Annotated in this window: 17 protein-coding genes; 4 read left to right on the top strand and 13 right to left on the bottom strand. The window is 50.0% G+C overall.

Annotated features, from left to right (window positions below; translation table 11 throughout):
• Window positions 1-51: 51 nt before the first annotated feature.
• Together HJG54_RS04620 and hetZ are read right to left on the bottom strand one after the other, a co-directional pair.
• Complete coding sequence (locus tag HJG54_RS04620) at window positions 52-1,083, bottom strand: hypothetical protein (protein WP_316433635.1); 1,032 nt, start codon at window positions 1,081-1,083, stop codon at window positions 52-54.
• Window positions 1,076-2,212, bottom strand: a complete 1,137-nt coding sequence (gene hetZ, locus HJG54_RS04615) for a heterocyst differentiation protein HetZ (protein ID WP_036002200.1) — start codon at window positions 2,210-2,212, stop codon at window positions 1,076-1,078. Before hetZ ends, HJG54_RS04620 begins: the two co-directional genes overlap by 8 nt.
• Before the next feature lie 794 nt (window positions 2,213-3,006).
• Between hetZ and HJG54_RS04610 the strand changes: the two genes are divergently transcribed.
• Window positions 3,007-3,474, top strand: a complete 468-nt coding sequence (locus tag HJG54_RS04610) for a hypothetical protein (RefSeq protein WP_316433634.1) — start codon at window positions 3,007-3,009, stop codon at window positions 3,472-3,474.
• Window positions 3,475-3,759: 285 nt separating this feature from the next.
• On the opposite strand, the gene sds is transcribed toward HJG54_RS04610, so the two are convergent.
• From sds to rpsU, 5 genes are all read right to left on the bottom strand, one after another.
• Window positions 3,760-4,731, bottom strand: a complete 972-nt coding sequence (sds, locus tag HJG54_RS04605) for a solanesyl diphosphate synthase (RefSeq protein ID WP_316433633.1) — start codon at window positions 4,729-4,731, stop codon at window positions 3,760-3,762.
• A 1,539-nt stretch (window positions 4,732-6,270) separates the two neighbouring features.
• The gene (gene murI, locus HJG54_RS04600) at window positions 6,271-7,173 is read right to left on the bottom strand and encodes a glutamate racemase (RefSeq protein ID WP_316433632.1); all 903 of its coding nucleotides are present in this window, start codon (window positions 7,171-7,173) and stop codon (window positions 6,271-6,273) included.
• A 616-nt stretch (window positions 7,174-7,789) separates the two neighbouring features.
• Window positions 7,790-9,274: a cation:proton antiporter gene (locus HJG54_RS04595; RefSeq protein ID WP_316433630.1), complete on the bottom strand. Its 1,485-nt coding sequence runs from the start codon at window positions 9,272-9,274 to the stop codon at window positions 7,790-7,792.
• Window positions 9,275-9,384: 110 nt separating this feature from the next.
• The gene (locus HJG54_RS04590; RefSeq protein ID WP_316433628.1) at window positions 9,385-10,197 is read right to left on the bottom strand and encodes a carbon-nitrogen hydrolase family protein; all 813 of its coding nucleotides are present in this window, start codon (window positions 10,195-10,197) and stop codon (window positions 9,385-9,387) included.
• 339 nt (window positions 10,198-10,536) lie between these two features.
• Window positions 10,537-10,716, bottom strand: a complete 180-nt coding sequence (gene rpsU / locus HJG54_RS04585; RefSeq protein WP_058881784.1) for a 30S ribosomal protein S21 — start codon at window positions 10,714-10,716, stop codon at window positions 10,537-10,539.
• Window positions 10,717-11,164: 448 nt separating this feature from the next.
• On the opposite strand from rpsU, the gene HJG54_RS04580 reads away from it, so the two are divergent.
• On the top strand, window positions 11,165-12,565 hold the full coding sequence (locus HJG54_RS04580) for a UDP-N-acetylmuramoyl-tripeptide--D-alanyl-D-alanine ligase (RefSeq protein WP_316433623.1): 1,401 nt from the start codon (window positions 11,165-11,167) through the stop codon (window positions 12,563-12,565).
• Window positions 12,566-12,646: 81 nt separating this feature from the next.
• On the opposite strand, the gene HJG54_RS04575 is transcribed toward HJG54_RS04580, so the two are convergent.
• The 6 genes from HJG54_RS04575 to HJG54_RS04550 form a co-directional block, all read right to left on the bottom strand.
• The gene (locus HJG54_RS04575) at window positions 12,647-13,450 is read right to left on the bottom strand and encodes an SIMPL domain-containing protein (RefSeq protein ID WP_316433622.1); all 804 of its coding nucleotides are present in this window, start codon (window positions 13,448-13,450) and stop codon (window positions 12,647-12,649) included.
• 125 nt (window positions 13,451-13,575) lie between these two features.
• Window positions 13,576-13,701, bottom strand: coding sequence for a hypothetical protein (locus HJG54_RS04570; protein WP_316433620.1), 126 nt, complete (start codon window positions 13,699-13,701; stop codon window positions 13,576-13,578).
• Between the two features lie 9 nt (window positions 13,702-13,710).
• A complete protein-coding gene (plsY, locus tag HJG54_RS04565; protein WP_316433619.1) occupies window positions 13,711-14,373 on the bottom strand; it encodes a glycerol-3-phosphate 1-O-acyltransferase PlsY in 663 nt (220 codons plus the stop codon).
• Between the two features lie 153 nt (window positions 14,374-14,526).
• Entirely contained in the window at window positions 14,527-15,771 is a 1,245-nt protein-coding gene (locus tag HJG54_RS04560) for a DUF3086 domain-containing protein (protein WP_316433618.1), read from the bottom strand.
• A gap of 122 nt (window positions 15,772-15,893) precedes the next feature.
• A complete protein-coding gene (locus HJG54_RS04555; RefSeq protein ID WP_316433617.1) occupies window positions 15,894-16,295 on the bottom strand; it encodes a DUF3119 family protein in 402 nt (133 codons plus the stop codon).
• 115 nt (window positions 16,296-16,410) lie between these two features.
• Window positions 16,411-17,187: an MlaE family lipid ABC transporter permease subunit gene (locus tag HJG54_RS04550; RefSeq protein ID WP_316433615.1), complete on the bottom strand. Its 777-nt coding sequence runs from the start codon at window positions 17,185-17,187 to the stop codon at window positions 16,411-16,413.
• Window positions 17,188-17,560: 373 nt separating this feature from the next.
• Between HJG54_RS04550 and HJG54_RS04545 the strand changes: the two genes are divergently transcribed.
• Both HJG54_RS04545 and HJG54_RS04540 read left to right on the top strand, forming a co-directional pair.
• On the top strand, window positions 17,561-17,860 hold the full coding sequence (locus tag HJG54_RS04545; RefSeq protein WP_316433613.1) for a hypothetical protein: 300 nt from the start codon (window positions 17,561-17,563) through the stop codon (window positions 17,858-17,860).
• A 104-nt stretch (window positions 17,861-17,964) separates the two neighbouring features.
• Entirely contained in the window at window positions 17,965-19,521 is a 1,557-nt protein-coding gene (locus HJG54_RS04540; protein ID WP_316433611.1) for a M16 family metallopeptidase, read from the top strand.
• The last annotated feature ends 26 nt before the right edge of the window (window positions 19,522-19,547 follow it).

Below are 19,547 nucleotides of genomic sequence, written 5' to 3'. Positions count from 1 at the left end.
AAACGATGAGCAACGCCCTAGCCCGACTTATATTTGCTGACTCAAACCTACTCAAGCTAGTTCTGGAGTAAGGTGAACGGCAAACACAAATGGCGATTGATGAGCGGCCTCTAGTTCGACCTCTAGCCCATAGGTTTCACCTGCGCTTGCATAGCTCAACTCCAAACTCAGTGTTTCTGACTGAGAGCAAGTTTCTGTCACCTCTTGGGACTGTCCTTTCATGGTTAGCCGACCCGGTGCAGGCAGCCAGGCTTGAATGCGAATCCGTGCTGCTTCCGGCTGATACTCAACGTTCAATACCAGTTCACCGGCTGCTGTCAACCACTGCCGCTGAGCGTGTGGATAGTCCGCCGATACCTGAATTGTCATGGCATCTAGAACCTGCCGTGCTGCCAGTAAGGAGAGCACCATTTGCTGAGTTGGATTGGCGAGTTCGTAGCTTTGCGGCAGCGTGTTAGCCGGAAGGGTTTGACTGGGACTGCGAACCGGTTCTGCCAAAACCTGTCCCGCCCAATAATTGAGAGTGGGTAAATCTTCAGGAAAGAGGTTCTCTACAGCCCGGACGAGCTTCACTCCCTCGCGTAGCGAAGCAGTAGCCAGCTTACGACATTCGGCAAAGATTTGCTCGAGGATGGGTTCTGGCAGGGCAATGGGTAGCCTGAGCGCTTGCAATTGCGTAGCCCAGAACGAGGTGGACATGGCTTCAGCACCCATCAGGTCGGGCTGTTCAGACTCGTAGTCCCATAGTCTGGATTCCCAGGGAAATAAGGGTGGGTTGCGCTCAATTTCCGCTCGCAGGCGGCGCTTAATAATGGCATAAAAACGATCTTGCACAGCAGGTATTTCTCCGAGTTCTAATGATGAAATGTCCTCAGTAAAAACGGCACTCGATTCAGGCTGGTCAGCCCCTATGGCCTCCACTTCTGAATCCAGTGGATCAGTGTGAGGCTGCAAATCCACTGTCCCGGACTCTTCCGAACCCGCAGTTGGGCTGGAGTCTTTCCCTGATGGCGCTGTAGCCGGGTCTGGTTCTTGCAATAGCCAAGCCAAAAACTGATTTATGGCTTCTGCGTCTTTATTCATCAGTTAATGCACCTGCTCCGGATATTAAATTGTTGCGAATTTCCCAAGCTTGTTCAAGTAATTTCGTCCATTGTTTTTGAATTTGGGTAGGAGTGCAGCTTAAGATCTGAGCAATCGCCTTGTCATCCATTCCTTTTTGCTTAAGTTGGAGCAGTTCCTGCTGCTGAGGCGTAATGTTGGTTTGGAACATTTGCCATTCTTGCGGTGTTAAGCCCAGATTGCGCTCCAAATCCGCTTCTAACCACTGATGGACCAGTTCCCAGTTATGGGATAGTGCAAATCGAATCAGATGATACTTGAACCGCTGCTGCAAATAGTCGCGCTGGCGGGGCGTCAGACCCAGAATTGCTTCAATCTCATTCGCGGGTAGATCCTGGAGCCGCAGGGCAAAGTAGTCCGCACAGTCCTGCTGCTGTCGTTCCTCCAGATAGCGCATCAGTTCCTTGATTACCTTCTTGCGCAGGGTGTCCTCGGGTAGCTCTGGCTCTTGAGCCATCATTTGTTCCCGCACTTGCGGTAGCGAAACCGCACTCCGGTTCTCTCCTTCTCCACCCCCTTCGGCAGCTTGCTCAATATCCACCATTGTTTCGGGTGGTTGCTGCTGCGAAAACGTCTGTGCTCTTAGAATAATCAACTGCTGGCTGCGGCGACCCGGTAGAGGAATGCGACGTTTGCCGTAGCGTTCGGTAAATGCCATGTACTCGGCTAGTTCTAGCAGGGTGCGGGGCCGATAGGTGGGTGGCAGCTGATTTTCTCGCCGGAAGGCGTTCAAAGATTCGATATAAAATCCTTGTAAAAAATCTTCAATCAGCGTTAGGCGAGCCTGATAGCTGGACTGCACTTGGGGCGGTGTAATGTAGCGATAAACCACCGCACTGAGACCACTATGCAATTCCACCCGTCCGCGATGGGAGCCGAGCTGATGATACTTCAAGCACTGCTTTAACCGATGACGCGCTAAGCTGATAGACCAAGCTTCAATATCTCCTGAGGCTTGAATACGCTGACTTTCCGAGCAAATGCGGTCCACTTCCTCGGTAATGCGAGTAGCGACTTCCCGACATTTCTGCTCAGAAGAGTGAGTAGACTGCTTAAGCTCGCCCAATATGAGCTGAAAAACCGCCTCCACGCTTCTTTCGCTTGCCTCCCCCTGATGGTCGTGTTGGCTACAAACCTAGCATACCTGACAGTGACCGACGCTTAATGAATACATCATTCATCAAACCCTCGTAATTTCCCGGAGTTTGGCACAGAAAAATTGACCAAAAATTTGCATTTGATCGGGAACTTGATATCAGATTGAGCAGCAATGGCAGAATTGCCAGAGTGTTGCTTTTGTCGGCGTTGAACGGCTAGAGCCTTCTGATTAGCTGAAGTCAACCGCGCTCAACGATTAAGGACCTATCCGAAAACCCCGAAAGGATTTTGAAATTCAAAAACTCTGACGGGTTTACTGACTTGCAGCCAGAGAAATCGGGTAGATAGTAAGCAAGCCAACCAGGTTATTTCAGGTTCTACAGTGCTAGTGCCTTGCCCCGCACTCTATTTACCTAAAGTATTTACCTAAAACATAGCCTTTTTCAGGCTAGTGAAGTACGAAAAACGGTGTGCAGGGGCACTGCCTCTGCGTGGGAGCGAAGCCCCCCCACCCCCATACCTCACATGAGTGAAAAACGCTGTTATTTACCTAAAGTTTGGTTGACTTACGGGTGATCCCTGTTTAAGATGCCCAAAATTGGAGTAAATCTAACAAGAAATCAACCGATTAGACTGGTAAGTGAGCTGTTTAAGAAGGCCGCAGGTCAACCATAGGTAATTTCCAAGGTGAATGCGCCAAGGTAAATGAGCCGGTTTGCCGTTTTACTGAATTTCACTTGAACCATTCAACAATTGTTTATTTATTAACTGCCCATTGGATGACTAATGACTATCGACGAGCAAATCCAGCAATTGATTGAGCAAGCCCCTCTCTATGGAGCTAAAACGGATGAGATCCAATTGATTGCTCCTGTATTTAAAGCGGTTGCTAATCAGCTTCAGTATTCGCAGTACTACATTTTGCAGAATCTAGAGCAGAACTGGGTGATGACAACCCTAAAGCACCGGACCCAACCGAATGTCACCAAAAATGTGGTCTATGCCTACCCATCGCTGAATGCCGTCAAAACCAGTGTTGCCACCGAGGATCCACAAATTATGGCGCTACCGGTTCCGGTGATTCAGATTTTGTTTCAGCTGCTGGCAATGGAACCTGTTGATAGCGTTATTTTCTTTGGGCCAGTTGTCGATCAAACGGGCACTGAGGTGAGCCGGCAAGGGTTGCGCCAGTCCATCGAACAGTATGTTCAATCTCTACGCGGTCGGTCTAGTTTGCCACCAGATATTGCTTAATTAGAGCCTATCCGAAAATCCCGAAGAGGGTTTGAACTTCAAAAACTCTGATGAGTTGACTGATTTGCAGTCAGAGAAATCGGATAGGTAACTAAGTAGAACAACATGATTAAATATGAAACCCGAAGGGCGGCGACAACACCCTGATCTTAGTTTTAATGGTAGTGCTCAAGAAGTAATGGTTTTGGGATGAGGATGTGCCGCGCGGAGCGCGGCACATCCTCACTTGTTTAGCACTACCGTTTTAATTAAGTTGAATGACTTAGTATGAGCTGATATGAGAATTTAATACAATCGGCTCAATACGTAGTCAGCTAACTCAATCAAGGCTTGTCGTGATTCCGATGGTGACAGATCAGATAGGTGTTGAACCGCCTGCTGAGCATGATGGGCAGCTAACTCACGGGAACGTTCAATGCCCCGACTGTCTTCAATCAAAGCAAGAGCCTGTTCCAAATCGCCTTCGTGGGCAAATTCACGCTCGATCAGCTTTTCGAGGTAGGGTTTTTCTTCTAGAGCGTATAGGGCCGGAGCAGTTAGATTGCCGCTTTTTAAATCTGAACCGGCCGGTTTGCCGAGTGCCTCACTAGAGCCAGTGAAATCTAAAATGTCATCCACTATCTGAAATGCTAGCCCGATATGACGACCATAGCTGTAGAGGTGCTGGGCCTGCTCTGCCGGGACGCCGCTCAGCAATCCTGCTGCTTTAGAGCTGTTAGCAATTAAAGAAGCGGTTTTGTAATAGCTTTTTTCTAAATACGCCTCGATTGATAAACTAGCATCAAATCGATTTAGACCCTGCTGAATTTCGCCTTCTGCCAGATCCATGATCACCTCAGACAGCAGCTTGACTACAGCCAAGTTATCAAGGTTAGCCAGATACCAGGACGATTGGGCAAACAGAAAATCACCTGCCAGAACCGCAACTCGATTTCCAAAGCTGCTGTGAACCGTTGGTACGCCCCGCCGTAACTCTGCTTCATCAATCACATCATCATGAACCAAGCTAGCCGTATGGATCATCTCTGTAATTTCGGCTAGGCGACGATGTTTGGCAGTAATTTCCTGATTTGGCATTGTGGCTCGCGAGAGCAAAAACACAATTGCTGGCCTCAGCCGTTTTCCACCTGCCCCAAATAAATGCTCGGCAGCTGCATAGAGGATGGGATGCCGTGCTCCGACCAATTGCTTCAGGTTTTCAGTTAGAAGACGCAGATCCGCTTCAACGGGAGAAAAGAGGGAGGTAGCTGAGGTCATGGATAAGCTGACGCTGGCGTTAGGTTACGAAATTTTACATATCTTACCTTTATTTTAAGCTAAGCCTCCGGGGAAAGGCGTGGATCGACAAGATTTTCTGAAAGATTCCTAGCGCTTCCCTTGATTAGAGCCGATTCGAAAACCCAAAGCAATTTTTGAATTCAAAAACTCTGACGAGTTGACTGACTTGTAGTCAGAGGAAGCAGTCAGAGCAATTGGATAGATCGTTAGTACAACTGATTAGCGCAACTAAAGAAGCAATTTGACGAATCAATTGACGGACCGCTAGTGGTTAAAGCCGGACTCATGTAGGCAAAACCCGCTTCTGGACTACTCGGACCTATAAGACAATCGGAGGCGAGCCGTGTTGGAGGGGTTGCACAGAGGAGCTACTCGCGTCTACCAGGGCCATAGCAAACGATTGTCAATCAATCTAGGGTTGGTCAGGCACAGGTAGGCTGGGGTTAGTTGGGTCAAACGCTATATATAGGTTTTGAACCATTTCTGTAGGCTTTGTGAAAACCTGTGTTTGGTGGAGTTCTGCAAGCCCAAAAGCAAGGGCAAAAGCAAGGGCAAAAAATGTATGAACTTAGTTGAAAAATTGCCCCAACAACACTAGAATCCTATGCTAGTCTGATAGATAGGGATTTCAAAATTTCATAAATTCAGTGCGAGCGGGCAGATTTATTTCAGCCTACTGATGCTAGTGTCAGAACCCAGTCTACTTTTCGGTCTGCGATCGATTTTTGGCTTGTTGGTTCTAGTGGCTGAATGGAGTTCCTGATTTCAGGGTTGTTCCTCTGGGATGAGGCAATTTTTTGCTTTGTTTTAGAAGATCCATTCAGTGTCAGTGGGTTAGAGGGCATGTATGTTCGATTGGTCGATATCCTTGTGATGTCGGCGACTCTTAGCATATTCTCACAACCCCGCGACTCTGTATTTGTGCGAGTCTTGATGCTCCGCCTTACTTTGTCGTCCTTGCATCTGATTGTTGAGTTGACTTATGGCTTATGACGCAATTCCTCTGATTATTCCTATACTGGCTACTGGCTATGTTTTAACTGTTTACGTGTTGCTAAAACTAGCCGAACGATCACGCGCTTAGTCCCATTTCTATAAATAGTTCTAGGTAGGCCATCCTACACGATTGATTCTAAACGATTGATACGATTGACTGACTATTCAGAGCTAACTTGTTCAGCCGCTAGTGGCTTGTGACCTAACACAAGCGAGCTAAGGCTGCATCTACCTTGTTTTTATTTCTGTTCCTATTGCAATTGATCAGTTAGCAAGATGCAGGTACCTGGAAACGGTTTTGACCCAATCCTGGTATCTGCATTTGTTTCTACTGGCCTTCAGAACTTCAGAAAAGGAGATCTGGCAGAGGATAGGCCTTTAAGCTGAATTGTGTATTGAGATATACAACTTGCGTGACAATCAACTTCAACAGCGTGAGACCGCAGTTTGTCATCTTGTATTGCTAGCAGTTGCTCTATTACCTCATACCCAAAATTCAAATCTGAATCTCATGCCCCTCTTCTAGCTTTGGCTTTTAACACCATCCCGACTTTTGGTACTCAAGTAAGGTGCAGCAAACCGAGCTACATTGACTTGTTGTACCAACGGAGCACAGCCCAGCCACTGCACCGATAGTTGAGTGAAGGTTTGAGGGCAACCGCTGACATAGAACTGCGTTGGCACGGCTGGACGTATACTTCTCAACCCCAACATTTCTAGCTCTTGCGCCGCGGCTTGCACCACATGCACTGCTGGATCAATCAACTTCACCGAGCGCGGCACGATCGATTTGATCACTGGAGCCAAGTGGGGGTAGTGGGTGCAACCATAGATCAGCGTATCAATCCGCTGTTCCAGCAAAGGAGCAAGGTATTCCTGCGCAATTTGGCGGGTGTAGGGGTCGTGGATACGATTGTTTTCTACAAGGGGCACAAATTCTGGACAGCCAACTTGCCATACTTGGGCCGTCGCATCAATTTCTTGAATTGCCTGTCGGTAAGCATTGCTGTTAGCCGTTGCAGGAGTAGCAATAACACCAATGCGTTTGCCCATCTGGACAGCGGCTCGCGCCCCTGGCAGGATAATGCCCAAAATTGGAATACCAAATTCTGAACGCACTGTCTCTAAGGCTAGAGCGGAACTTGTATTACAGGCCATCACCACCATCTTGACGTTCTGTTGCAGCATCCAAACCAGGATTTCTCGCACGTACTGTAGAATCTCTGCTTGAGAACGGATTCCGTAGGGTAGGCGGGCCGTGTCTCCAAAGTAAAGGATCGATTCGTTAGGCAATTGGCGATACAGTTCTCGTAAAACTGTCAGACCGCCTGCTCCACTGTCGAAGATGCCAATCTTAGCTCGTTGGAGATCACGGGCAGCCGAAGCTGTGAATTGAAAGGATTGATCAGAAAGAGATGGATTCATAAGATTCGAAGCAAATTGCCTGGATATCAATAACAGCACCCGGCCCCTCCACCAAGGAAAATACAGGACAGCGGGAAAACGGGGCATCACATCGGTATCAAAGGATTTCGAAATGGACTGCTAATGTTGCTGAGCACCTTTAACCTCAGCCAACTAACCCCAGCCAATGATCAATACGGTGATGATAAACACAGCGTCTGTCATCAGTGGTGTTGCGATTGCAGCTCACTTAAGCCCATTCAACAGAGGGACATCCGCTGATTAAACGGGCTGACTGCGATACCTAGGAACTCGCAGCGTAGGGCGCAGTTGATCCAGACAATCATCGTTACACTCCTCAACCGATAAAAGTTTGCTTATCGTACTGCCTAATTGCAATTCTTGCTAGTTGCCTTTGTAGCATTTTGTTGCTGTAATTTCCTGCCAAAGCAAGATGGGGGCAAACAGACAAATCAGCAATAGGTCAAAGGCTGGCCTCCATTTTTGCATGTTAGGCCAAGCTACAGCCCAGGCAAAAGCGATAGGGTTAACAAACTGCCAGAGGCGCTGTTGACGGAAGAGTTTAGCACAGGCATTCCGCGCCAAACGACTAAACTTGACACTGATCAAGAGCACGCTAATTGGATTCCTGCACTGATTCGGCGACTTCCGGGGCTGGCTGAGTAACGCCTTCTTGAATCGGCTCCGGTTCACCTTCCTGAAACACTAATCGCAATAGGGGAGGAGCCAAAAACGTAGTCAGAATCACCATGACGATAATCGCAGCTTCCAGCGGTTTAGATAGAATCCCGATGCCAGAGCCAACGCCAGCGAACACCAATCCCACTTCGCCTCGTGGTACCATACCGATTCCAATTGCCAGTCGGTTGATGCCTGGTTGCCCGAACACCGCCAGTCCAGTCACCGTTTTACCAATAATGGCAACAACTACTAAAAAGGCAGCCATGATCAAGCCTTCTCGATTCGCTGGGTTGAGGGGATTGAGAACACTCACGTCCGTTTTGGCCCCCACTGTGACGAAAAAGATGGGCACTAACATGTCGGCAATGGGTACCACCTGCTCTTCCAGCTCTTTCTGCTTCTCGGTTTCGGCCAGCACTAGCCCAGCTGCAAATGCACCCAAAATCGCCTCAAGCTGAATCGCTGCGCCAATATAAGACAGAATAAAGGCAAAAATCAGCGATGAGATCAGCAACTGTCCACGGGTCTGCATGCGATCTACCAGGGCTACGAAGTAAGGGCCGAGGAATCGACCCAGCAGAATTGACCCAATTAGAAAAACGCCAGCGCCTACAATCAGATAGATAATATTGCCAATCTGAATTTCTCCGGTTTTAGCTAGGCTTGCCACTACCGCCAGCACGATAATCCCCAGAATGTCATCTAGCACTGCTGCGCCAATGATGATCTGCCCTTCCCGAGAGCTGAGCTGCTGGATTTCTGCTAGAACTTTGGCCGTGATGCCAATACTCGTGGCGGTTAGGGCTGCTCCAGCAAAGATGGCAGGCACCGTCGGCACATTGAACAGCGCCACTAGCCCTGCTGTACCGGCAACAAATGGTACCACCACCCCAACTACAGCTACCACTGCCGCTTGTGGACCAACGCGAATCAACTCTTTTAGATCCGACTCTAGGCCAATCTCAAACAGCAGGATGATGACGCCAATTTCTGATAACACCGAGATGACTTCCCCGATCGATTCCGCTACTTTAGGAACCGCTTCTGGAGCTAAACCCGCGGTTGATTCCAGAAATTTAATTACAAATGCATCTGTACCATGACTTGCGCTTTCTGGAAAAACTAGCAGGTTGAGGGCCGAAACACCGACCACTACGCCCCCAATCAACTCACCCAAAACAGGCGGTAGATTAACGCGAGCGCAAAGTTCTCCAACTAGTTTGGAGGCTAGGTAAATAATTACCAAGCTGAGTAGCCCCCCCGCTAACACAAGTGGGCCAAGCTGCGCGTTTGTCACTTCTGCGGCTTCTGCGACTTGTGCCAGTAGAGAGGTCGGGAGTAAGGGCGAAAGCAATGATGGAATCGATAGAAAGAAAGCCATGCCAGTGCTCACATTGACCATGTATACAGCGAAACTCATTCAGTCTACTGTACATGGTTCTTAACAAGATGAGGAGTAGCTTGGTAAGCAATTCCGCAGATTTTGGTTGCTCAAAGCAAGAGCCTCAGCAACAACTGTTAGCCAAAGATCTAGGAAAAAACTCGGTGCTGGAGGCTGGGCATCTGACGGCGCACCTGCTCCAGGCGGGACGGCTCAATTGACGCAATTGCTACGCCGGGTTTGTCGCCCGCATCGGCCAGAATGATGCCCCAAGGATCAACAATCATGGCATGGCCGTGGGACTGCCGCAGGGAATTGTGGCGTCCAGTTTGGGCTGGGGCAATTACGTAGCAGGTGTTTTCGATAGCTCTAGCCTGGAGCAACACTTGCCAATGGTCTTTGCCGGTGTAGGCTGTGAAGGCAGCGGGCACAAACAGCACATGGGCACCCATTTGCGATAGATAACGGTAAAGCTCGGGAAAGCGCACGTCATAGCAAACTGATAGACCAAGATGGCCCAATTCCTTGGAGGGGTGAACAGGCGGCAAATTCGTACCGGCCAGAACAGTCTCAGACTCTTGATAGGTGTTGCCATCGGGTAGGTTGACATCAAACAAATGTACCTTCTCATAGCGGGCCAACTCTTCGCCATTGGCTCCCACTAACAGAGCGGTGTTATGGACTTTACCTGCTGCGGTCGGAACCGGAAAACCACCGCCAAGGAGAGTAATCTGATAGCGTTGAGCCATCGTTTTGAGAAACTTTTCACTACTTTGAGCAATGGTTTCTGCTTCAGCGATCTTGGCTGCTTCATCACCTAGGAAGGAAAAATTTTCTGGTAGGCAAACGAGTTCAGCCCCTTGCCGCACCGCCAGATCGATCAGGTCTTCGGCCTGAGCCAAATTTTCATGCAGGTCCGGCAGGCTATTCATTTGAACCGCAGCAGCGAGATAAGATTTCATAATAGTTATGACGAAAGGAGCAACCAACAGACTCAGACATTGGGTAGGAAGCGTCTACGGCTCAAAGTCTGTCTGTATATCAAGTCTATAGAGTTAGAGACCCTTAAGGAACACTTATAATTAAGCCAACTGCTAAACCAAGCCATAACCTACCGAAACGTAAGTAAACCAGAACATCACTAAACCGAAACTGAACTAAACAGCTGAGAAATCGAAAGTTGAAGTACAGCAACAGTCAGAGTACAGCAATAACCGAAATGCAAAGGAGGCATAACACGCCTATGCCTCCCCACCAGACTCACAGCTACTGAAACTCAGTAAGTCAATCAATCGCGCTGATTAACGAAATCTACGCTTCCGTCTTGCCATAATTGCTTTGCGCTTCCGCTTTTCGAGCGGTGTTTCAAAGTGGCGATGGCTCTTTACATCGGCCAAGATACCTGCTTTAGAAACCTGGCGCTTAAATCGCCGCAGTGCTGATTCTATTCCTTCATTTTCTCCTAAGACCACTTGGGTCATGCTTTTCTCTCCTTTTTCGATGGACTAGAGGACGGGTTTACAAAATGGGCAATTGTAGACATTCTAAAAATTTTAAGCTCTCAATAGCAACGAAAAATCACCATTAAGAAATCCTTGAAGGACTGATGCAGGTAGCCTTCAAACTAACCAGTCACCCTGCTGAGCCACAAATCTGATCGGACGCTGCATGGCGCAGCCTGTGCCAATGTCTGCGATTTGCCTGTCGTAGGTAAATGGCGATTCAATTGCCTCTGGGTAAAAACCCAAATCCTACAATAACTCAGTCTCTTGGCTAGACTCAAGCCTTGGTTCACTTGGATTCGTTAATAAAAACTATGAGGAAATCTCACGATGGCAGTATGATGACTGCTATTCGTTTTGCATCTCGAGATTTGGCATCTCGGTCCGCGTCGAATTGTTTAGCATTGCATCCGTCATCGCATCCATCATGGTTTCTCTTAGATTGCATCAACTGGCTCAGGTTCTGGCTGTCTCGCCCTACTCCGCTTCAGACACATCTCTTGATGCAGCCGTGACTCAGATCAGCACTGACAGCCGCAGTATAGTTCCAGGAGCTGCATTTGTGGCCTTGCGAGGCGAGCGATTTGATGGGCATGAATTTATTCAAACCGCTCAGCAGCAGGGAGCGATCGCAGCCATTGTGGATCGCTATTTCATGGAGCAACACTCTGCCGCTGAGTATCTTACAGCCAATAATTTTTCCTTGCTGCCGGTGGAAGACACGCTGGCGGCCTATCAGAAGTTGGGGCACTGGTGGCGGATGCAGTTTTCGATTCCAGTGATTGCCGTTACGGGGTCGGTAGGGAAAACCACCACGAAAGAGTTAATTGCCGCGGTACTCGGGACTCAGGGCCGAGTGTTAAAAACTCAAGCAAACTACAACAACGAAATTGGTGTACCCAAAACCCTGTTGGAATTAACCGATGCGCACAATTTTGCCGTGATTGAAATGGGGATGCGGGCGGCGGGCGAGATTGCGCTGCTGAGCCAAATTGCTTCTCCTGATATTGCGGTGATTACCAATGTGGGGACGGCCCATATCGGGCGACTGGGGTCAGAACAGGCGATTGCTAACGCCAAGTGTGAACTGCTGCAAGAGATGCCCGCCTCAGGGGTAGCCATCCTCAACTACGACAATTTGCGCTTGATGGAAACCGCCGCTCAGCTTTGGCACGGTAACGTCGTGTCCTATGGCTTAACGGGGGGCGACTTGCAAGGTGAGCTACTCGATGCCAATATGCTGCGGGTAGCAGGAAGGGAACTGCCGCTGCCCTTACCCGGTCAACACAATGCCCTCAATTATCTGGCTGCCCTCGCAGTTGCCAACGTCCTGCAAATCGACTGGACCCCACTCCAACAGGGACTAACAGTAGAACTGCCGCAGGGTCGTGCTCGTCGCTATCTGTTGCCTAATGACATTGTGATTTTAGATGAGACCTATAACGCCGGTCTAGAGTCGATGCTGGCCGCGTTGCAGTTGCTAGCCGATACGGCAGGTCAGCGTCGCATCGCTGTATTAGGTACGATGAAAGAACTGGGAGACCGCTCAGCTGAGTTTCATTACCGAGTTGGTCAGGCGGTGCAAAAACTGCGGCTCGATGCGCTGCTGATTTTGGCCGATCCGATCGAAAGTGAAGCGATGGCGGAAGGAGCGTTGCCGCTGGTTGCTGAGCAGTTTTCAAGTCAGGCGGCAGTTGTAGAACGTTTACAGATGCTAGTTCAACCGGGCGATCGGCTTCTGTTTAAGGCATCACGAGCGGTTGGTTTGGATCAGGTCGTAGAACAGTTTCGCGCTGCAACGGTATCAAATAAGAACAGTCTTGAATAAAAAGTATCGAATAAAAATTAGGGTGAGACGCTCCCACCCTGCTTCAGTCGAAGCTAAATCTATTCAATTTCGAGTCGCTTGCTACTTCATCTCATAGGTGACATTCAGCGAATAAACGATTCGCACCGTAGGCGGCAGAGACGGATCGTACATTGGCAACGAATAGTAATCGGTATAAGCGGCTGGATCAGAACTGGCTGGACAAACGGTGCTGTAGTTGTTGCCCCAACTCACCGTCTCCGAGAGCGAGTAAACCCGACCCACTTGGGCACCCGCCACACTAGCCAGAGCTGTAGCCCGATTTTGAGCATCGGCCATAGCGGCTTGGCGAGCTTGGTTTTCAACCGCTTGACAATTATTGAGGGTGTAGCCCACAACCGCGCCGCTAGCTGTATAGCGATTGGTTTTGATCACTGCTGTATTAGCTGTGTCAATCATTTGCTCGATTCTGGCTTGAGTGGGTTGGGCAAGCGTTAGTCGGACTCGCATCGATCCGGCAGAGGTGTAATCAGGGAATGCTTTAACGTTACTTGCCGATACGCCTGCTGTAGTCAGCGCATCGACTACGTTCTGGATATCTGAAGGCAGCACCTGGGGGATTTGCGGTGTCGTGTCGGGATCTGAATAGTCTGCCGAATAATAGCTGTTGGGATAGTAGGACAACACAATCACGGCCTGATCTGCCGAAGCTGTGAGTTGGCTGACGCCGGTAACAGACAGGCTACCATCGTGCGTATCAGTTTCTGCTTGGGCCATCAGCCTCTCGGTGGATGAAGGCAGCGTTTCGGCCTGGGCAACTTCAGGGATGCCGATTAGCCCGCTCGTAACACTTGTAACAACAGCAGCCAGGGTGAGGGCCGTGGAGAGAATGGGATACTGAGACATACAGTTCGCTTCAGACGAGTACAGTCAAGTATTGTGTACAACATCTCTACAGCAGAACTGCGAGAAATTCCTGAAGCAGACAAGTTCTTTACATTGAGCTTGTGGAGATCACGCATTCTAGAACATCAGCAGGAGCTGGCTACCGTTCCTTGCAGTGCAGGTAAAGTGGCTGGCAGGTAAAGTGGCTGACTGGTATAGAGGAGAAGCGGGGAAAAGTATGCCAGAACTGCCGTAATTGCCATACTAGTCATACTGGCCTTCTACTGAGCATCAGAGCGTTGACCTAAGCGAGGTTCAGTTCCGGCCAGCAGCCGCTGAATATTGGCCTGATGCCGCCAGATCACAAACAGCCCGCCCACCAACGCCACCAGCTGATAGGCCAGGGGCTGCTGAAAAGCCCACATTAGCACTATGGCTGCTACCGCTGCCGCAATTGACCCTAAGGACACAATCCGAGAAATTGCCAGCACCAACGTAAATACGATCAGAATCCCTACTCCAACTGGCCATGCCATTGCCAACAGCACTCCCAAGCCGGTAGCAGCCGACTTACCGCCGGTAAAGCGAATCCAGATCGAGCGACTGTGTCCCAGAACAGCCATCAGGGCTGCCAGGGTAATCATCCAGGGCTGCCAGCCTTCTAGACTCCAGCCTGCTGGAATTGCCGTAACCGCTGCTGGTAGCGAGTAGAGCCAACGGGCAAATCCAACCGCCGCAACTCCCTTGAGCACATCTATTAACAGCACCACAATCGCTGGCCCCTTGCCCAAAGTCCGCAGCACATTAGTGGCCCCAGTTGATTTTGAGCCATGCTCGCGAATATCGATGCCTTTTAGCAGCAGCCCGGCCCAGTAGCCGGTCGGAATGGAGCCAAACAAATAGGCAACGACCGCAACGAATGCCGCATAAGCCACCCAAATCATTGATTTTGCCCTCGTGATCTGCCCTTGATGCCAAGCAGTATCAGTCTATCAGGTCTGCTCTATCCTTAGAGCCGATCTGCAACCTCCGGAGATTTGAAATTCAAAAACTCTGACAGGTTGGCTGATTTGCAGTCACAGAAATCGGATCCGTTGTTAATACATCATCGGACCAGGTGCATTGGGATCGGGTGCATAGGCTAGCCAAAGTGGGAATTGCAGCAGCGAAACGCTAATAAACTCCTCGGTCTCATCCAGAATGATCAGAGGCAACTGCTTTTGTTTGACTAGCCGATCGGCCCGCTGGGCCATGGGTTCGGGGGCTTCAAACAGGACAATTCCTTCATCGATACCAAAATCGGCCCGCGAAACGCCCAAGCAGTCTTGCAAGCCGCGCCGCCATTCGCCCAAGCGTTCGGGAGAATTACCCAAAATTAAGGGGCGCAGGCGTTCGCCATACAGTTCGTTGAGGACCGAAATTACCGCAGAGGCGATCAAAATGTTCTGCAAACGGGATCCCATTGTGCGAATTGCCCCTCGTCCACCCTGGGTGAAAAACCAGTTAGAAACGCGCTCAGCATGAACTGGCTCAAAGGTACGGCGAAGTTGCCAGGGGGGGCCATAGTAGTCGGGGGTGGAGCGGTACTGATCCAGCAGTTTGCGAATCCGTTTAGCCTGTTCTTGAAAGCCCTGTTCGGCAAACTTAGGCGTGGTGATCACGTCTGCGTCTGCAGCGTCGCGTCTGGTAGCCTCACGCGGCTCTTTCGCTTCTCTAGGTTCTCTAGATTCTCTAGATTCTCTAGACTCTCTGGGTCTACTGTCTCTGGCGTCTCTCACCTCCATGACAGCTTCTGGTTTGATCACCGATGGCCGTCTAGCTTCTTCGGGAGCCGGCACAAGCTGCAACTGTTCGGCTGCCGTGGCGAGATCCTGCAAACTGCCAACTAGGTAATCCTTAAAGCCCTGGACCCGAATGGCTAGATCCTGAGAGGCTCCGGCAAAGGTGGTTCGCATTTCGTTTTTGATCCGCTCCTGGCGGCGTTCTAGCTGTTCAACCGCAAGTTGGAGGGTTTGGCGGCGCTGTTCTAGCTCGGTGACGCTTTCCTTTACTACCCGGCCTAGGGCCATTTGGGCGTCAGTGATCTGCTTTTGCAGCATGGCATTGTAGGAAGTTTGCAGCGACGCAATTTCTTGCCGCAGGGCCTTCTCCTGCTGCTGCAATTCAGCCACTCGACGGGCCAAATCGTCCGCTTCAGTACGAGTGGGATTTCCCAGGGAGGACAAATTTAATGGCTCACGCAACGGTTGAGAGCTGGGCGTGCCTGACTCAGCAGACGACTCAGTCCCATCAGGACGGGATAAGTTGAGTGACTCTGGTGTTTGGGACTCGTCTGGATTCATAGCGGAAATCGGTGAATAACAACGGTGGCATGATGCCAGGAAGGGCTGAATTTAATTCAGGGATAAACCAGGGAGCAGTCTATATGACAGCCAGCCAATACAGCCAATTTAGAAATTGCTAATTAGGAAATTGTAGGACAACGCTGCTCCAGGCAAATTTTCAATCCTTTTGGATCAAACAAAATCGGCAAAAAGTGAATACTCTTTACCTCTCGGAAGTAAAACAAAATCGGCAGACGGGGCCAGAAAATTCGCCAGTTTTGCCAATCTTGATAGGGAAAGTGACGCAGGCACTTTTCGCCTCGACAAACATCGAGGGCTGTTTCTGTGAAGCGCAGGCGAATAGTAGCCGTTTGAAACAGCAGAAATACTGCCAACAGGGCAATTACACCACTAAACCAGGGCTGAACCCAAAACAAGAGTAACGCCAATAGCACCAGCCCAATCGGCAGGGCGTAGCTGGGAGCCAACTCCACCGTTTCGGTTGCGGCAGGCAGATTAGAAGCATCTGATGTGGTTGTCACTTGCAAGTTTTCTTAATAAAAGTTGAGATTTGGCTTACCCCTATTTTAAGGCTACGCGGAGATGAAGGAGGGGGAACTCGGAAGCAGATGCGATGAATGAGAATGCTTTTCAGAATTATTTCAGGACCGAAAACATCAGCCACGACAGGAAAAAGTTACTAATAAAGATCATCAGTAGAGCTGTGACAACTGCTGTAGTTGTAGATTGTCCTACCCCTTTAGCGCCGCCGCTGGTGGTCAAACCCCAACTGGAACCAATCACGGCAATCAGCCAACCAAATACCAAGCCCTTAATCATGCCGCAGACGAGATCTCGCGGTTTCAATAAAAGCTGCACCGAATCTAGGAAAACACTGTTGGAAATGTTGTAGATCGTATCGGCCAGGATCATGCCGCCAATCATGCCCGTGACGAATGAAAGAATTGTCAGAATGGGGGTCATGATGCAGCAGGCCAGTACTCGGGGAGTCACCAGATAATCAATTGGATCAGTCTTAAGCATGTAGAGGGCGTCAATTTGCTCAGTCACCTGCATGGTGCCAATTTCTGCTGCGAAGGCAGAGCCAACCCGTCCGGCCAGCACCACGGCTGTGATTAAAGGAGCCATCTCGCGCCCCAGAGCAATCGCCAAAACACCACCCACCGCTGACCCTACCCCAAACCGCAGAAATTCGGCGGCCACTTCAACGGTGAATACCATGCCAATCGTGGTTGCTGTCAGCAGCATGATGCCCAGCGAGTCAGGCCCCACGATTCTGAGCTGCTCCAGCGTATTGCGACGGTGAATTTTTCCCTTTAATAAATGAACGATCACCTGTCCAGCCAAAAAGGTGGCGGCCAGCGCACGCTGACTCCAGAGTCTGAGCGGAGAGTGACGAGTCGGTTTAGTCAAACCTACAGTCCTTCAACTTTCTAGCGCCGTTGGGGGCAGCACCGTTAGCGATGTCATGTAAACCATAGCGAATTTTTGCAACATGAGTGAACCGACTGGCTGGGCGAATCCACTCTGGTCCTAATCGGCTTCTAATCAGCCTGAGACAACGTAAATCCTGCTCTACCTACCCTAGCGGTATTTTGCATCCGAGAAGGACAATCTTTTCTGAGAAGCTGATTTACGGCTCTTCAAAAAGCTTTTTAAGGTTTACTTAAGATTTTTCACAGTTGGGTTGAATTATGCCAATCCCCTCCTATGGTGGAAATGGAATCAGATGGATTGGGCAGTTAAATTCTGTCTCATTAGTCGCATGGAGTGTTGATTCCTGAATATGAGCACTTTACCCAATTTGCTGCGGTCTTTACTGCTAACCAGCATTTTTACGTTTCTCGCTCCCGTTCTGCTGATCAGCATTCTGTTAGCTGGCTCAGCCGTAATTAGCTATCTTCCCCATCTAGAAGCATTTGGTACCGGTAGCCTAGAGCAAATTGCGAGTTTTCTGAAAGTCTTTGGTAGCGGCAGTGTTTGGCGTGGCATCATCGTGATTGGTTCGGTCGGCAGTTTGGCTGGCGTTTTGTTTGATACCTACACGTTTTACCGCTTCCAGAATCTGCGCAATCATCACCAGTAAACCGCTTAATTTTTAAATTGCTCACCTAAATCACTTGCCGGGCCAGAGCGTAACTATCCTGGATCAACTATCCTGGTTTATTGGTATTGCTCGGATCCCCTTTCATGCATTTTTTTTCCTGTTTCCGCTTCAGCCGACCGTTGCAGTGGCGCTCAATGCTGACCCTGGGCCTGCTGTTGGTCGTAATTTGGACTTGTGCTCCAGCTACGGCAATTGCCCAAACGACTGGCAGCAACATTCAGCCCTACATCGAGCGGGTGACGCGTCAGATTAGCGAATTTACCTTGGCAAACGGCATGAAGTTTATTGTCATGGAGCGGCATCAGTCGCCGACGGTGTCCTTCATGACCTATGTGGATGTTGGGTCGGCCTATGAACAGCCCGGTAAAACGGGAGCGGCCCACTTCCTGGAGCACTTGGCTTTTAAGGGCACCACTCGGATTGGCACTCAAGACTATGCTGCCGAAAAGCCCTTGCTTGATCGCCTCGATCAGTTATTTGAGCAGATCAAAACGGCAGAGGCCGCCGGTCAGACTCAGCAAGTTGCCCAACTCAAGCAAGAATTTGCTCAGGCCAGAGCTGCCGCTGCCGCCTTGGTCAAACAGAATCAGTATGGTCAAATTGTCCAACAGGCAGGCGGGGTTGGCCTCAATGCCACTACATCAGCCGATGCCACGCGCTACTTCTACAGTTTTCCGGCCAACAAGCTAGAGCTGTGGATGTCGCTAGAGTCAGAGCGGTTTACGGAACCCGTGTTTCGTGAGTTTTTTGAAGAGCAGGACGTGATTTTGGAAGAGCGCCGCATGCGGACCGACAACTCTCCCATCGGCAAGCTAGTTGAGGCGTTTCTAGAAACTGCTCTGCCCGATCACCCCTACGGACGCCCGGTAATTGGCTACGAAGCGGACATCCGTAGCCTAACCCGCGCCGATATTCAGGACTTGTTCGACACCTACTACACGCCTGACCGAATCACGATCGGGATTGTGGGCGATGTGAATGCCAAGCAAGTGAAGCAAATGGCTGAAGCTTACTTTGGCCGCTATCAAGCGAAATCAGGCGCACCCGATTTGGTGGTGACTGCACCTGCCCAGACGGAACCGCGTTCTGTCACTGTCAATATGCCCACCGAACCCTGGTATATGGAGGGCTATCAGCGTCCGGCTCTCACCGATCCAGACAACGCGGTTTACCAAATGATCGCCAGCTTGCTGACCGGCGGACGCACCTCCCGCCTTTATCGCGCCTTAGTACAGCAGCAGTTGGCGTTGAATGTGAATGTTTCTTCCTCCTTTCCAGGCGATCAGTTTTCTAATCTGGTGTTGCTCTATGCCCAAACCGCTCCCGGTCACACCATTGAAGCAGTGGCAACCGTTGTGGCTAGCGAACTCAACCGCTTGAAAACTGAACCCGTCTCTGCCACTGAGCTAGATCAGGTCAAGACCCAAGCCCGAGCCAGTCTATTGCAAACTCTTGCTTCTAACCAGGGTATGGCCGGCTTGCTGCCTGAATACGAAGCCAAAACCGGCAGTTGGCGCAATCTATTTGCAGAACTCAACGCGATCGAGGCCGTCACCGCCGCCGATGTGCAGCGCGTTGCCAACCAGCTCTTCCAGCCGCAAAACCTCACAGTTGGCAAACTGATGGCCGCTGACAGCTGAAAATCTCAACGGTTACTTCCCCATCT

The organism is Leptolyngbya sp. NK1-12 (assembly GCF_032598965.1).
In the GTDB taxonomy this organism is placed as follows: domain Bacteria; phylum Cyanobacteriota; class Cyanobacteriia; order Elainellales; family Elainellaceae; genus Elainella.
The sequence above is the reverse complement of the archived record's forward strand: the minus strand, read 5'-3'. Positions and strand labels throughout refer to the sequence as shown.

Bases quoted from the DNA above. Each gene is read 5' to 3' on its own strand.
- HJG54_RS04620 (WP_316433635.1), bottom strand. From the start codon at position 1,083: ATGAATAAAGACGCAGAAGCCATAAATCAGTTTTTGGCTTGGCTATTG.
- HJG54_RS04610 (WP_316433634.1), top strand. From the start codon at position 3,007: ATGACTATCGACGAGCAAATCCAGCAATTGATTGAGCAAGCCCCTCTC.
- sds (WP_316433633.1), bottom strand. From the start codon at position 4,731: ATGACCTCAGCTACCTCCCTCTTTTCTCCCGTTGAAGCGGATCTGCGT.
- murI (WP_316433632.1), bottom strand. From the start codon at position 7,173: ATGAATCCATCTCTTTCTGATCAATCCTTTCAATTCACAGCTTCGGCT.
- HJG54_RS04595 (WP_316433630.1), bottom strand. From the start codon at position 9,274: ATGAGTTTCGCTGTATACATGGTCAATGTGAGCACTGGCATGGCTTTC.
- HJG54_RS04590 (WP_316433628.1), bottom strand. From the start codon at position 10,197: ATGAAATCTTATCTCGCTGCTGCGGTTCAAATGAATAGCCTGCCGGAC.
- rpsU (WP_058881784.1), bottom strand. From the start codon at position 10,716: ATGACCCAAGTGGTCTTAGGAGAAAATGAAGGAATAGAATCAGCACTG.
- HJG54_RS04580 (WP_316433623.1), top strand. From the start codon at position 11,165: ATGGTTTCTCTTAGATTGCATCAACTGGCTCAGGTTCTGGCTGTCTCG.
- HJG54_RS04575 (WP_316433622.1), bottom strand. From the start codon at position 13,450: ATGTCTCAGTATCCCATTCTCTCCACGGCCCTCACCCTGGCTGCTGTT.
- HJG54_RS04570 (WP_316433620.1), bottom strand. From the start codon at position 13,701: ATGACTAGTATGGCAATTACGGCAGTTCTGGCATACTTTTCCCCGCTT.
- plsY (WP_316433619.1), bottom strand. From the start codon at position 14,373: ATGATTTGGGTGGCTTATGCGGCATTCGTTGCGGTCGTTGCCTATTTG.
- HJG54_RS04560 (WP_316433618.1), bottom strand. From the start codon at position 15,771: ATGAATCCAGACGAGTCCCAAACACCAGAGTCACTCAACTTATCCCGT.
- HJG54_RS04545 (WP_316433613.1), top strand. From the start codon at position 17,561: ATGAGCACTTTACCCAATTTGCTGCGGTCTTTACTGCTAACCAGCATT.
- HJG54_RS04540 (WP_316433611.1), top strand. From the start codon at position 17,965: ATGCATTTTTTTTCCTGTTTCCGCTTCAGCCGACCGTTGCAGTGGCGC.